The sequence below is a fragment of the Bradyrhizobium sp. Kon10 genome (genome assembly GCF_055807395.1).
Genome location: NZ_JBVVOZ010000001.1, coordinates 399,272 through 413,426, shown reverse-complemented (window position 1 = coordinate 413,426; position 14,155 = coordinate 399,272). Strand labels below are relative to the sequence as shown.

The window sequence follows — 14,155 nt, the reverse complement described above, 5'->3', positions numbered from 1 at the left end:
GTCAGGGAGTTCAGCCGTGGCCACATTCAAGGCGATCCGGATCGACAAGGCAGACAAGGGCACCACCGCGCAGCTGGCTCTGTTCGACGAAGCCGAGCTGATGGAGGGCGACGTCACCGTGCGCGTCGAATGGTCGACGCTGAACTACAAGGACGGCCTCGCGCTCACCGGCAAGGCGCCGGTGGTGCGCCGCTTCCCGATGATCGCCGGCATCGACTTTGCCGGCACGGTCGAACAATCCTCGCATCCGCAATGGAAGGCCGGCGACAAGGTCGTTTGTACCGGCTGGGGCATGGGCGAGACCCATCTCGGCGCTTACGCCGAGAAGGCAAGGGTGAAGGGCGACTGGCTGGTCGGCTTGCCGCAGGGCCTGTCGGCGCGTGACGCCATGGCGATCGGCACCGCCGGCTTCACCGCGATGCTCTCAGTGCTGGCGCTGGAGAAGCACGGGCTGTCGCCGAAGAGCGGCCCGGTGGTGGTAACGGGCGCGGCCGGCGGCGTCGGCTCGGTCGCAATCGCCGTGCTGTCGAAGCTCGGCTATCACGTAATTGCTTCGACCGGCCGCGCGTCGGAAGCGGACTATCTCAAGCATCTTGGCGCCGCCGAAATCATCGACCGCAACGAATTGTCGGCGCCCCCAAAGCCCCTGGCCAGGGAGCGCTGGGCGGGCGGCGTCGACAGCGTCGGCTCGACCACGCTCGCGAACCTGCTGTCGATGACGAAGTATGGAGGGGCGATTGCCGCCTGCGGCCTGGCCGCCGGCATGGACCTGCCGTCATCGGTCGCGCCGTTTATTTTGCGCGGGGTGTGCCTTCTCGGCATCGATTCGGTGATGTCCCCGCTGCCGCCGCGAAAAGCCGCCTGGCAGCGTCTGGCGTCCGATCTGGACCGGGAAAAACTATCTGAAATCACTACAGAAATTCCGCTGGACGACGTTCCTGAATGGGGCGCGAAAATCCTCGCCGGCCAGGTCCGCGGCCGCATCGTGGTAAAAATTGTCTAACGGCGTTCAGACTTTACCAACGAAGCTGCTTCAATGTCGCCTTGGTTGGTATGGTAAGCAGCGGGTAAAGAGATACGGCATCGCCCGCTGCGGGGTTGGTTCGGAGTTGAGCATGCTAGCGCGTATTGTGTTGGGGGCTGTCACGGCGGCGGTGACGTTTGCGCCGGCCATTGCCGGAAGCATGAACGCCGATGAGGCGCGCCGCTTCGTCGCCGGCAAGGTGTTTGCCTTCACCTGTTTCGACGGCACCCGCGGCGCAGGCCGCATCCTGGACGATCTGGGCGCCGCCGGCGCTGTGCAGTTCTCGGGCGCGGGCCCGGTGCGCCATCTCCGGCTGCCCGGCAACACGCTCCAGATCCGCGGCCAGAACGTGTGCGCCTCGATCAAGGGCATTCCATTCGAGCCCTGTTTTAACCTGGAAAAGACCGACGATCGCAGCTTCCGCGGCTCGGTGTCGGGCATGGGCTTCGCCTATTGCGATTTCCACCACCAGGGCGGCAACCAGATGCTGATGGCGCGCGCCGTCGCGCGGCCGCGCTCGCTTCGTGCGCCGGAGCAGACCGGTTCGGTCAACGCATCGAGCACCGAGGTCGCCGCGCGCGTCGAAACGCCGCGGGTGGAAAGCAGCCGGCTCGAGCCGGTAAAATCGGAGGTGAAGTCCGAGCCGAAGAACGAAGGCGTGCCGGAGTTGCGCCGCTCGACTGAGTGACTTTGGCCTGCGCGCGCAGCCACCTTGCGCGTGCGTTGTTGACGATATCCATCAGCGATCAAGCCGCCGCGCCGTAGTCATACGGAGGGCGGCTTTCATGCCTTGGTAGCGACTGGCGCCCCAGCTTGCGGGACGGCCAAGGGCGGCCCGACACAAGGGTTCAACGATGTCGCTCTATTTCTTCCGCATCACCACCGGCCGCTATTCCGGCGCCGCCGATCAGCCGTACGAGTTCGACGATCGCGCCGCCGCATGGACCGAGATGACAGAGGTCTGCGCCAATTTGCTCGGCACCATCGCGCGCAATCTGAAGCCGAATGCGAAATGGAGCATGGAGCTGCTCGACGAGAACAAGGCGCCGGTGTTTCGCATCAGCCTTGTCGGTGAGAGCGAGACGGCCCCTGACTGGACCGGCTAGAAGTTGGGCATCCTACCGGTGCATGTGGTTAACCTGGTAAGCGCGGAAACGTGCCTGTTTTAGTTATTTCTCCGGCTGCGGTTGTTAACCAGATCGGAATGCCCGGCGCTCGCCGACGGCGGCCGACAATGATTTGGCCGCGTCTTCCCGAACCCCCATGTCGAGCCTGGTCCAAAATCCGCAAATCGGCACCAAACTCGCGATCGCTTCGGCGTTCGGCATTGTTCTTGTCGTCGCCATGATCGTGAGCCAGCTGATTGGCAACGGCAATGTGCATGATTCCAACCAGGCCGCACTCGCGCAGCAGCAGCTGGCGCGGGATACGGTCGAAGCCAAGCTTGGAAGACGAAGCATGCAGCTCGCCGTACGAGACATCCGGCTCGCCAATAATCAGGGTGAATTGCAGAAGGCGGGCGAGGCTCTGCTGGATCGGGCGAAAGCGCTGAATGGCGCCACCGATTCCATGCTCAAGCTGGCGCATTTCGCGGAAAATCGCGCGCGCATGGAAAAACTCAAGAGCTTGTCCGCGGATCATGTGAAGGGCGCCCAACAAAACGCCGCCATCCGTGGCGAGGCCTTTGCCCTGACGGCTACGGACCCTGCTCGCGCCGCCAAGATCACCGCCTTGTCCGCGAGCTGACGCTGCCGATCGCTGCACAGATTGATACCGCCGTCGAGGAGCAGGGCGCGGCCACACAGGAAATCTCTCGCAATGTGGCACAGGCCGCCCAGGGTACCGAGCAGGTGTCGTCCAACATCACCGACGTCCAGCGCGGCGCAGGCGAGACCGGTTCGGCATCCACGCAGGTGCTCGCGGCGGCACAGTCGCTGTCGAGCGACAGCAATCGCCTCAAGCTCGAGGTCGGAAAATTCCTCGACACCGTGCGCGCGGCGTGAAGCTCACGCAATCTCGCGACGTCGCGTGATCAGCTGCTTCGCCGTGTCGGCTGCAAGGACGCGCAGTAGCGACTTGAAGGCGAAATTTACAACTCTCTGGCGAGAATAGTGTTTCGAATTCAATTATTTGGCGCGAAATCTCAGTATTACTCCGAAGGCGCCCGTTAACCGAAACAGGGTGGCCCAGCTGTATCTTCGGAGGCAAGGGCGATCAACGTCCATGCGGCCGGCAAGGACTTGGCTGCGTGTTCCCCCGGGGGAAACCCACTGTGTTGAGCCTCATCAGGAATGAGCGGACCGGAGCCAACATGGCCCGTTCGCGCAGCAAGCTTGGACATGTTCGGATAGGTACGGTTCTGCCGGCCATCATCACGGCACTCGCCTTGCTGGGATTGGCCTCGGCTGGATTCATTGCCTACCAGGCGATCATCAAGCGGCAGGAGTCCGAAGCATTCCTGAGGGTCAATGGAGCTGCGCGTCTGCTGCTGCGTAGCGCAGGGCAGTGGGCGATTGAACGCGGATTGACCAACGTGGCGCTGAAGTCTCCTGACGCCGTGACCTCGGAGCGTCGTACCGAAATCGAGAAGGCGCGCGCGACGGCCGACGAGGCTTTTCGCGCTGCCGTGCTCGATATCCGCGCGATTCCGGAAATGGCGGCGGGACAGAAGCAGATTACCGAAGCTCAAGCGAGGTTCGAGGCGCTGCGTCTTTTGCGCGAGACGGTCGATGGCAACCTTTCGCATCCGCGTGGCGAACGCGCGTCCGATGTCGTTGACGGTTTTGTCCCCGCCATTACCGACGCGATCGACGTCGCGGGCAACCGCCTGCGGCTGACACTCGAGACCCTCACCAGTCCGCCTGTGGCAAAGCTGGCGCAACTGACCGGCCTGCGACATCTCGCAGCTCAGATGGCTGAGTATGCCGGAAGAGAGCGCGCCTTGCTCGCCGGTGCGATCGGGGCACGCGCGCAACTTGGCACGGAAGGCTTCCAACGTCTCTCGGCGCTGCGGGCGAAGGTCGAGCTCGCCTGGGACACGGTATTGCCGGTGCGGCTGCGCTCGGATCTGCCGGCGGAGGTCGGGGATGCGATAAGCGAGGTCGAGAAGATCTATTTCGTCCTCTATGGTGAAACCCGCGCGGTCACGCTGGCTGCCGGTGAAAGCGGGGACTACAAGATCACCGGATCTGAATACTTCGCGCGTGCCACCGCCGGCATCAATAGCGTGCTGAAGCTCGGCGAAGCCCTAGGGGCTGCCGCAGATCAGGAGGCCACGTCTCAGGCCACCGGCAGCACCCGTAATTTCGCTTTCACAGCTCTGCTGCTGTGCGCCGCTCTGCTGCTCGCCGGCGTCAGCTTCTGGATCACCTTCTCGCGGATTCTCAACCCGCTTTCGGCTATTTCGCATGCGATGGGCCGGCTCGCGGATCGCGACTTCAGCACCGAAGTTCCCGGCGTCAGCCGAGGTGATGAGATCGGCGAGATCGCGCGTACGGTGGAGGTCTTCAAGCAAAACGGCCTTGAAATTGAACGCCTGCGCGGCGAGCAGGCAGCTTCCGAGAAGCTTGCGGCCGCGCAGCGCCGGGACGACATGCACAAGCTTGCGAACGGTTTCGAAGCCGCAGTGGGCGAGATCATCGACACGGTATCTTCAGCCGCGACAGAGCTCGAGGCCTCCGCGTCGACGCTGACCTCGACGGCAGAGCGCGCGCAGGGACTTACGACGATGGTGGCTGCAGCCTCCGAAGAAGCCTCCACCAACGTGCAGTCGGTCGCGTCCGCGACGGAAGAGCTGTCCTCCTCGATCACCGAGATCAGCCGGCAAGTGCAGGAATCGGCGCGGGTGGCGAGCGAGGCGGTCGGCCAGGCCCGTACCACGACCGACCGTGTCGGTGAATTGTCGAAGGCAGCGGCACGAATCGGCGACGTCGTCGAGCTGATCAACACCATCGCAGGCCAGACCAATCTGCTGGCGCTCAACGCCACCATCGAGGCGGCGCGCGCCGGCGAGGCCGGCCGCGGCTTTGCCGTCGTCGCTTCCGAGGTGAAGGCGCTGGCGGAGCAGACCGCGAAGGCAACCGGCGAGATCGGTCAGCAGATCTCCGGTATCCAGACCGCGACGCAGGTCTCGGTTGGTGCGATCAAGGACATTAGCGACACCATCGAAAAGTTGTCGGAGATTTCCTCGGCCATTGCGGCCGCGGTGGAAGAGCAAGGCGCGGCGACGCAGGAGATCTCCCGCAACGTGCAGCAGGCGGCGGAAGGCACGCATCAGGTGTCGTCCAACATTACCGACGTCCAGCGCGGCGCAGGCGAGACCGGCTCGGCATCCACGCAGGTGCTCGCGGCGGCACAGTCGCTGTCGAGCGACAGCAGCCGCCTCAAGCTCGAGGTCGGAAAATTCCTCGACACCGTGCGCGCGGCCTGACGGCAGCGGCCTTCACCGACACGTCGGGCTTGCAACTGTCGCGCGCAAGCGAGCGGCGGATGCGCGCGTGCATATTGCGGCGCCGCGACGATTAGCGTCCAAGGTTAACTTTCCCGAAAAGCGAAGTGGTCATAATCCCCGCAATATTCCGGGCTTCTCGAGTCCCCCATCCTGTATCGCGTATCGCCCGTTTTGGAGCACATTCATGAGCGGCCTTTCCATGCGCCTGACGCACAAGGTGATGGCGATCGGGTTATTCGGCCTTGTTGGTCTCGCAATTTTCGGCGCGATCTACCAGATCGGCAGCCTCTCTCAGGACACCTCCCGCAGCGCCGCTAACCGTGCCCGTGCGATCGTGGACCTCAACCAGCAGCTCTCGATCGAGATGCTGGAGGCTCGTCGCAACGAGAAGAACTTTGAGCAGCGCCGCAACGAGAGCTACGCGAAGGCGCATGCCGAGCTGATAGGCCCGATCAACCGCGATTTCGACGAGCTTGAGCGGCTGACGTCGCGGGGCGGCATCAGCGCGCTCTCCGACAAGACCAAGCAGGCCCACGACGGCTTCAAGCGGTACGCGACGGATTTCAGCGCGCTGGTCGCCGCCGAGACCAAGCTCGGCCTGAACGAGACAGTCGGGTTGTCCGGTTCGCTCCGCGGCGCGGTTCACGACATCGAGGGGAAGCTGAAGGAGCTCGACAATCCGCGGCTGACGAGCTGGATGCTGACGATGCGCCGGCACGAGAAGGATTTCATGCTTCGGCGCGATCCGAAATACGTCACTGAACTAAAGAAGGCCGCGACCGAGTTCTCGAAGGCCATGGAGGCTGCTGCCGTACCCGCTCCCGTCTCCGCTGAGATCACGGCCAAGCTGCAGAAATATCAATCCGAGTTCGTGGCCTGGGCCGAGACCGCACAGCAGAGCGCGGCGCTCGACGCCAGCATGATGAAGACGTTTCGTGAGCTTGAGCCAGGCATGGTCGAAGTCCGCACCGCGGTCGAAGGACTCTACAAGCAGGCCGACGCATCGGAAGCTGCAAGCCGCGACGCGGTGCGCCTGTGGATAATGATCGCCTTCTTCGTCACCGTCGCGGTGCTGGCGATTGTCAGCTTCTTCCTGGGACGCTCGATCTCGAAAGCACTGTCGGGCATGGTCGACGCGATGACTGAGCTTGCGCGCGGCGATTTGTCGATTGCCGTTCCCGGTGTCGGGCGCAAAGACGAGATCGGCGAGATGGCCGGTGCGGTCGAGGTGTTCCGGAGCAACATGGCGGAGGCTGAGCGGCTCCGTGCCGAGCAGGCCGAAGCCGATACCCGTCGCCGCGCGCAGCGCAAGGCGGATATGAAGCAGCTGGCTGACAGTTTTGAAGGCGCAGTCGGCGAGATCATCGAAATCGTCTCATCGGCGGCGACCGAGCTCGAAGCGTCCTCGAACACGCTGACGCAGGCAGCCGAGCGGTCCAGCGGTCTCGCCAGCGCGGTGGCGTCCGCCTCGGAAGAGGCATCTGCCAATGTGCAGTCGGTGTCGTCCGCGAGCGAGGAGATGACGACGTCGATCTCCGAGATCAGCCGCCAAGTGCAGGAATCGGCGCGCGTCGCCGACGTCGCGGTCGAGCAGGCCCAGCGCACCAATGCGCGCGTCGCCGAATTGACCAAGGCTGCCGGGCGGATCGGCGACGTGGTCGAACTGATCAACACGATCGCCGGACAGACCAACCTATTGGCGCTGAACGCCACGATCGAGGCGGCGCGGGCGGGCGAGGCCGGCAGAGGCTTTGCAGTGGTTGCGAGCGAGGTGAAAGCGCTTGCCGAGCAAACCGCGAGAGCGACCGGGGAGATCGGCCAGCACATCGGTGCGATCCAGACGGCGACGCAGGACTCCGTCGGCGCGATCAAGGAGATCGGCGACACCATCGCGCGGATGTCGGAGATATCGTCGGCCATCGCCGCTGCCGTCGAGGAGCAGGGCGCCGCGACGCAGGAGATCTCCCGCAACATCCAGCACGCCGCGCAGGGCACCTCGGAGGTCTCGGCGAACATCGGCGACGTTCAGCGTGGCGCCGGAGAAACCGGCGCTGCCTCGGCGCAGGTGCATTCGGCCGCGCAATCGCTGTCGCAGGAGAGTAACCGTTTGAAGAGCGAAGTCGCGCGCTTCCTGGATACGGTGCGGGCAGCGTGATGCTGCTCGATGCCGCGCTGCGAACTGCGGTGCGCTGGTGTGGCGCAACGAGATATCGGCCCAACTGCAACACATGGTTGCAGCAAAATGACGTCGGCCGGGCTGCTACGTAGTTTTACGCAGCATCCCGTTAACGGCTACTTGCGACTATGAGTGCAATCCTCCGGGATAAGAACCAGCCAGCATTATTGGAATGACTTCCGCCCTGCCGTCCATCGTGACAGTCGCGGCGCAGGTGACTTGTGCGTTGTGAGATCATTGGGATTCATCGTGATGTCGAAGTTGTCGATCGTCTTCAAACTTCTCGCCGTGTTGTCGGTTCTTGTTCTGTCGCTCGCCGGTGTCGGCGTGACGGCGATCGGAACCATGCAGAACATCAATTCTCACACTGTCGAGATCGCGGAGAGCTGGCTGCCGAGCGTGCGTGCGCTCGGCTCGCTTCGCGCCGACATCAACGAGCTGCGTGTCGCGCTCCGCCTGCATGTGATGCAGGACACCGCCGAGGGCAAGGACGCCGCCGAGAAGCGCCTCGCCTCGCTGCGCGAGCGCATCGACCAGACGCGCAAGGTCTATGAGCCGCTCATCACGTCCGCCGAGGAGCGCTCGCTCTATGAGCAATGGAGCAAGGCCTGGGCCGAATATCTGAACGGGGTGCAAGACGTGATGGCGCTGTCGCGCAAGGGCGTCGGCCGCTTCCCGACCGACGCCAACGAGCTGCTGCAGACCAAGGTCGCCAAGATGGCGCAAGCCGCCGATCCCTTGCTCCAGAAGGGCATCGAGCTCAACAATCGGGGCGCCGAGCTCGAGACCAAGCAGGCGGCCGACAGCTACGCCACGATATTCCGCGTGCTGGTCGGCATGATCGTGACCTCGGTCCTGGTGGCGGTCGGCGCCGCCTATTATCTCGTGCGCGACGTTTCGCGCGGCATTGCCTCGATCATCAGTCCGATGCAGGCGCTCGGCGAGGGCGACCTCTCGGCCGACGTGCCGCATCGCGGCGAGAAGACCGAGATCGGCTCGATGGCGGACGCGCTCCAGATTTTCAAGGAAGCACTGATCGCCAAGAAGGCCGCCGACGAGGTCGCCGCGGCCGATGCCGAGGCCAAGATCGAGCGCGGCCGGCGCGTCGACGCCATCACGCGCAAATTCGAAACCATGATCGGCGAAGTCGTCGGAACCGTCTCCTCGGCCTCGACGGAACTCGAGGCGTCCGCGAGCACGTTGACCGGCACCGCGCAGCGCGGTCAGGAGCTTGCGACGGTGGTAGCCGCGGCGTCGGAGGAGGCCTCCACCAATGTCCAGGCGGTGGCGTCGGCTTCGGAAGAGCTGTCGTCCTCCATCACCGAGATCAGCCGTCGGGTGCAGGATTCGGCACGGATGGCTGCGGAAGCCGTCGAGCAGGCGGGGCGGACCAACGAGCGCGTCAATGCCTTGTCGCTCGCGGCGTCACGCATCGGCGACGTCGTCGAACTCATCAATACCATCGCGGGGCAGACCAATCTGCTGGCGCTGAACGCGACTATCGAGGCGGCGCGCGCAGGCGAGGCCGGCCGCGGCTTCGCCGTCGTTGCCTCCGAGGTGAAGGCGTTGGCCGAGCAGACCGCAAAGGCGACCGGAGAGATCGGGGCGCAAGTCGCAGGGATTCAGGCGGCGACGCAGGAATCCGTCAGCGCGATCCAGGAGATCGGCGGCACCATCGAGCGGCTCTCCGAAGTGTCCGCCGCCATTGCTGCTGCCGTCGAGGAGCAGGGCGCGGCCACGCAGGAGATCTCGCGCAACGTGCAGCAGGCCTCGGTCGGCACGCAGCAGGTCTCCTCCAACATCACGGACGTGCAGCGCGGCGCGATCGAGACTGGTTCGGCCTCGACCGAGGTGCTGTCGGCCGCCAAGTCGCTCGCGAACGACAGCACGCGGCTGAAGGTCGAGGTCGCGCAGTTCCTGGAATCGGTCCGCGCGGCCTGATCGTTATGCACTTGGCTGCGGAGCCGGCGGCGGCGCTACCTGCCGCCGGAACAGAATGCGCTGATAGAGCCAGCCGATCGCGACCAGCACGATGCCAAGGCACATGAACGACAGCGCACGATAGACGCCCGTCAGCGTCGACATGTCGATCACGAACGCCTTCAGGATCGTCAGCGCGATGACCACGGCAGACGCCAGCCGCGCCCGCTCGGAGTTGACGAGAAGACCGACACCGAGGAGCACCACGCCGAAGGCAAGCCAGCCGATGGAATAGGTGTATTGCTCGGCGCCCATCGTCTCGCCGCTGGTGAGGATCGGGCCATGATAGAAGCGGCGGATCTCCAGTGTGACGTAGGCCAGCGCAAAAAAGAGAGCGCCGCCCGCGATGGTGTTGGCATAGGCTTTGCCGCGCCCGCCTGCCACCGCGTAGGACAGCAGCAGCATCAGCACCGCCGGCAGCGCGTAGCCGAGCAGCAGCAGGTTGAACACCGCGCCGCCGATATCGATGCGCCACAGCAGCGGGTTCTCCAGGATGAGGAGGCCGAACACGCTGATGAGGCCGGCGATCGCCGTGAGCACGATAGCGCCGACATCATGCACCACACTGCGGCTGCGCAGCCGCAGCCGCTCCAGCCCGATCGCCATGGCGAGCGCCACGCAGACCTGGAGCGCGCATTCGAGCAGCGAGGGCGACGAGGTCATGTCGCCGCCGGTCGCGAGGTGACGAATTTCCATGAAAGCGAGCAGCGCGGTGAACAGGATCGCGGCCGCCTCCACCATGCGCAGCGGTGCGTCGTCGCCGCGGCGGTGCAGGAAACGGCTCGCTGCCCAGAACGATGCTGCCGGCAGGCCATAGCCCCACAGCAGCCAGTTGAAGATCGGCGTGGTGCCGACGGCGTCACCGACGATGCGCGGATCATAACCGATGCGCGCGGTGACGACGCCTGCAAGGATAGCCGCGAGCCAGCGTAGGAACGGGATCGGTCGCTGCATCGAGATCCAGGCGGTGCCGAGCGACATCAGCGCCAGCGCGATGGTGAGCCAGCCCTTCTCCAGCGCAAAGGTCAGCGCCAGCGCCAGCGCACCGAGCGTGCCGGTCGCGAACAACGCGGCGGAGATCGCAAGGCCCGGCCGGGTCTCGCGGCGGGTGAGAGCTTCGGTCGCCGCGCCAAAGGCGGCGGCGAGCAGCACCGCCAGGCTCGCGAACGGGATCGAACGGTCGAGATGGGCGATGCGCGCGTAGAGCGCAACCAGGATCGCGAGCGGGGTTGCGACGCCGGCCGCCGACCACACCACCGGAATGATCGCCGAGCTCGAGCGGCCCTGCGCGCGGAAGCCGGCGATGCCGAAGCCGGCGGCGAAGACCGCGGCCATCAGCAGATGCAGCGTCACCGCGCTGTCTGTGGCCGTTGGTCCGATGCCGGGCAGGGGCCCGTCCGGCAGCACCAGCATGTCCGGATTGGCGCGCACGGCCCATTCGGCGAAGACGATGAAGACGGTTGCCGCGGACGCACCCAACGCGCCGGTCGCCGCCGGCGCGCGCCAGGCCACCAACAGCGTCGCGGCGACGAGCAGCGTGAAGGCGATCAGCGCCAGATCGGCATGCGCGCTCGACAGCACGATCAGCATCGCGCCGAACAGATAGGCGCCGAGCGCGCTCGATGAGACCGGCTCGATCTGGCCATCTTCAATCGTCGGCCCGAACATGAAGCCGCAGACCACGAGGAGTGCGGCCAGCACGAAGCCCGCGATGACATGGAAGGCGTGCGGCGCGACCTGCAATTCGCCGAGATCGAGTCCCGGGAAAATCCACAGCACGGCGAACACGATGGTCGTCACTGCAAGCCAGCGCCACAGCCGGATGCGGGCGAGGCCGAAGCTCGCGGCGGTGACGATGGCGAGATAGGCGTAGAGCGCCCAATAGTCCGGCTTGGCGCTGGAGACGAGGACAGGCGTCGCGAAGGCGCCGACCACGCCAAGACCTGCAAGCGCGGGACCATGCAGAAGCGCCGCGGCGAGCGTGCCGAGCGCGACCAGCCCGAGCAGCACGAAGGCGGTGGCCGGCACGAGGAAGCCGTAGAGTGCGTAGGCTGCGTAGATGGTCGCAAACGCCACCGCCGTTCCTGCCGCGGTGAGGATCGCGGGGATGTTGGCGATCGGCAGCGCCACGATGTCGGAAATGCTCTCCTTGCGTCGCGACCACTCCCCGGCCCCGAGCAGCGCCAGCGCGAACAGGCCGCCGAGGAACACGCGAACGCCGGGGCCGACAAGACCGGCCTCGATCGAATAGCGCACCATGAAGAAGCCACCGAGGGCAAGCGCAAGGCCGCCGATCCACACCACCCAGCGGGTGCCGAGCCGCTCTTCGAAACCGGGCTCTGCCGCCGGCAGGCGAGGCGGCGGCGCGATGTGATCCGTGCTGGTTTCGAGCGGCGGCGGTGAGACATCATCGGTGACGAGCGGGGGCGCCGGCTCGGCTTCGGCCGCAAGCGGGGCTGGCTCTGCCGCGGTCGTCGCAGGCCAGGGCGGCGGCTCCTGCGCGGGCATCAGGGGCGGCGGCTGGACCTGTCGTTGCGCATGCAGCGCGGCTTCCAACGAACTCAGCTGGCGGCGCAGATTAGTCGCCTCCTTGGACGCCTTGAGCGCGATCAGGAACGCGGCGATCGCAATCATCACCGCAAAGACGTCAAACGGAGCGTCGAACATAGGGCCTCCAGGCAATCGGCGGGCAGGGGCCGATCGCGCAAATCTTAACCTAGCGCCGGGAGCGCACGCGCAATCCGGGCGCCGGCCGCTCCTGGAGCACGTCGCGGCGGAAGCGGTAGAGCGCCGCCGGCCGTCCGCCCGTCTGTGTCGACATCACCCCGGTCGGTTCGACCAGGGCCTCCATTTCGACCAGGCGACGGAAATTTTGCTTGTGCAGGACCCGGCCCGAGATCGCCTCCACCGTATACTGCAGTTCGGTAAGTGTGAACTCGGCGGGCAAAAGTTCAAAGACGACAGGACGATACTTCAGTTTTGCGCGCAGCCGCGCGATCGCCGTGGCAAGAATCCGCCGGTGGTCGAACCGCATGGAAGTGCCGAGTGCGGGAAGCGCCTTGCGCGCCAACGCCGCAGGGCGGCCATCGCGCCGCGCCTCCTCGACGAGGCCAGCCTCATAGAGGAGCTCGTAACGGTCGAGCACACGCTCCTCGTCCCAGGCCGCACCCTCGAGGCCGAAATAGAACCGTACGCGATCCCTGCGCGGCAGTGCGCGTGTGGTCTCCGGCGGCTCCTGTTCGGCCCATTTGGTCAATGCCGGGATGATATCTCGGGCAATGATCGCGGGCGGCGCCTCGCGCCAGTCTTCCCAGGGAAAGAAGCGATACCACGGCTCGAAACTGGCCGCATTTGTGGACGCAGGGCTATCGACAGCGCGCGTCAGCGCGAGATAGCCGATCGATACCATGTGCGCGCCAGTGTCACCGGTCTCCGCGTGGCGGCCGCGATCGCCGAACGTATAGAGCTGCTCGACGTAGCCGAGCCGCAAGCCCGCCTGCGCCTCGACCCAGGCGCGCAGGCCGATCTCGAAGGTGCGGTGGCTCGGCGCATCGAACGGGCCGAACGGCAGGCCGGCAAGCCCGTCGCCGCCACGGGCAGTGAGGACCAGCGGCTCATGGTCCTCGATCGCGACAATGGCCGCGGTCAGGCCGATCTCGATCGGCGTCAGCTGCCTCTCGCTCATGCGGGAATGATCGCAGGCGCTGCCACAAATCCGTCATGCCCGGGCTTGTCCCGGGCATCCTCGTTCTTCGCGCCGCGGGAAAGTTCGTGGATGGCCGGGACAAGCCCGGCCATGACGGCGTGAAAGCATCCACGCCCGCCATACACATGTGCAATTGCGCCGCCTGCAAGCGGGAGAGGGGGCGCACCTGCGGTGTTGCGTGCAGTGGTCATTCGAGCTCGATCATGAAGGGGCGGCCATCCACCATCATCGCGCCAGGGCCCATCTCGTCGAGTGCGCGCAGCATGCGGCCGTTGCGGCCCAGCGCGCGATCGGCGAGGCTGACGATGCGGCGGTTCGGTGAGGCGATCGGCGAGGCCGCGCGAATCTTCTTGGCGATATCGATCTCGTCGCGATTCGGATTGAGCGCGCAGACGGTCGCGAACGCGCTCGCGGTGGAACGGCTGATGCCGGCATAGCAATGCACCACCAGCGGCGCATTGCGGTCCCAGCCGCGCACGAAGTTCAGGACCTGCTCGATATGCGCCTCGGACGGGGCGACAAAACCGTCCATCTCCTCGGTGATGTCATCCATCGACACCTTGAGGTGGTTGGCCGGCAGCACAGACACCGGCCGCACCACCTGCTCGACATTGGCCATCACGGTCAGCACATGGCTGGCCCCGGTCAGGCGGACGGTCTCGGGAAGGGCGGCGAGGGAACAAACGTGGATCATGGGGGACCTTTTTGCCGGCCATTATAGCGAGCGCCCGTAGGGTGGGCAAAGGCGCAACGCGCCGTGCCCACCATTTCGCAGCTTGCTCGAACTGGTGGGCACGCTACGCCTTGCTCACCCTACAG

General features: G+C 65.4%; 10 protein-coding genes and 1 pseudogene. 8 read left to right on the top strand and 3 right to left on the bottom strand.

The features are described 5' to 3' along the window. Positions 1-16 precede the first annotated feature (16 nt). From acuI to AC0L2O_RS01995, 8 genes and pseudogenes are all read left to right on the top strand, one after another. A complete protein-coding gene (gene acuI / locus AC0L2O_RS02030) occupies positions 17-1,003 on the top strand; it encodes an acrylyl-CoA reductase (NADPH) (RefSeq protein WP_473368502.1) in 987 nt (328 codons plus the stop codon). A 112-nt stretch (positions 1,004-1,115) separates the two neighbouring features. Continuing rightward, entirely contained in the window at positions 1,116-1,712 is a 597-nt protein-coding gene (locus AC0L2O_RS02025; protein WP_369725826.1) for a hypothetical protein, read from the top strand. Between the two features lie 166 nt (positions 1,713-1,878). Beyond that, positions 1,879-2,130, top strand: a complete 252-nt coding sequence (locus AC0L2O_RS02020) for a DUF6894 family protein (RefSeq protein WP_369725825.1) — start codon at positions 1,879-1,881, stop codon at positions 2,128-2,130. Between the two features lie 157 nt (positions 2,131-2,287). Beyond that, the gene (locus AC0L2O_RS02015; RefSeq protein WP_473368501.1) at positions 2,288-2,770 is read left to right on the top strand and encodes a hypothetical protein; all 483 of its coding nucleotides are present in this window, start codon (positions 2,288-2,290) and stop codon (positions 2,768-2,770) included. Positions 2,771-2,790: 20 nt separating this feature from the next. Further along, positions 2,791-3,027, top strand: a pseudogene (locus AC0L2O_RS02010) (methyl-accepting chemotaxis protein); the annotation flags it as partial. Positions 3,028-3,335: 308 nt separating this feature from the next. After that, the gene (locus AC0L2O_RS02005) at positions 3,336-5,453 is read left to right on the top strand and encodes a methyl-accepting chemotaxis protein (protein ID WP_473368500.1); all 2,118 of its coding nucleotides are present in this window, start codon (positions 3,336-3,338) and stop codon (positions 5,451-5,453) included. A gap of 205 nt (positions 5,454-5,658) precedes the next feature. Continuing rightward, positions 5,659-7,629 carry a methyl-accepting chemotaxis protein gene (locus AC0L2O_RS02000; RefSeq protein WP_473368499.1) on the top strand — a complete coding sequence of 657 codons (1,971 nt, stop codon included), beginning with the start codon at positions 5,659-5,661 and terminating at the stop codon, positions 7,627-7,629. Between the two features lie 273 nt (positions 7,630-7,902). Further along, complete coding sequence (locus AC0L2O_RS01995) at positions 7,903-9,591, top strand: methyl-accepting chemotaxis protein (RefSeq protein WP_473368498.1); 1,689 nt, start codon at positions 7,903-7,905, stop codon at positions 9,589-9,591. 3 nt (positions 9,592-9,594) lie between these two features. Here the strand turns inward: AC0L2O_RS01995 and AC0L2O_RS01990 are convergent, their stop codons facing one another. The 3 genes from AC0L2O_RS01990 to AC0L2O_RS01980 all read right to left on the bottom strand — a co-directional run bounded on the left by AC0L2O_RS01990 (position 9,595) and on the right by AC0L2O_RS01980 (position 14,030). Continuing rightward, entirely contained in the window at positions 9,595-12,297 is a 2,703-nt protein-coding gene (locus AC0L2O_RS01990) for a DUF2339 domain-containing protein (protein ID WP_473368497.1), read from the bottom strand. Positions 12,298-12,346: 49 nt separating this feature from the next. Then, entirely contained in the window at positions 12,347-13,315 is a 969-nt protein-coding gene (locus tag AC0L2O_RS01985; protein WP_409189913.1) for an NUDIX hydrolase, read from the bottom strand. A gap of 208 nt (positions 13,316-13,523) precedes the next feature. Next, positions 13,524-14,030 carry a tyrosine phosphatase family protein gene (locus AC0L2O_RS01980; protein WP_473368496.1) on the bottom strand — a complete coding sequence of 169 codons (507 nt, stop codon included), beginning with the start codon at positions 14,028-14,030 and terminating at the stop codon, positions 13,524-13,526. Positions 14,031-14,155: the final 125 nt, after the last annotated feature.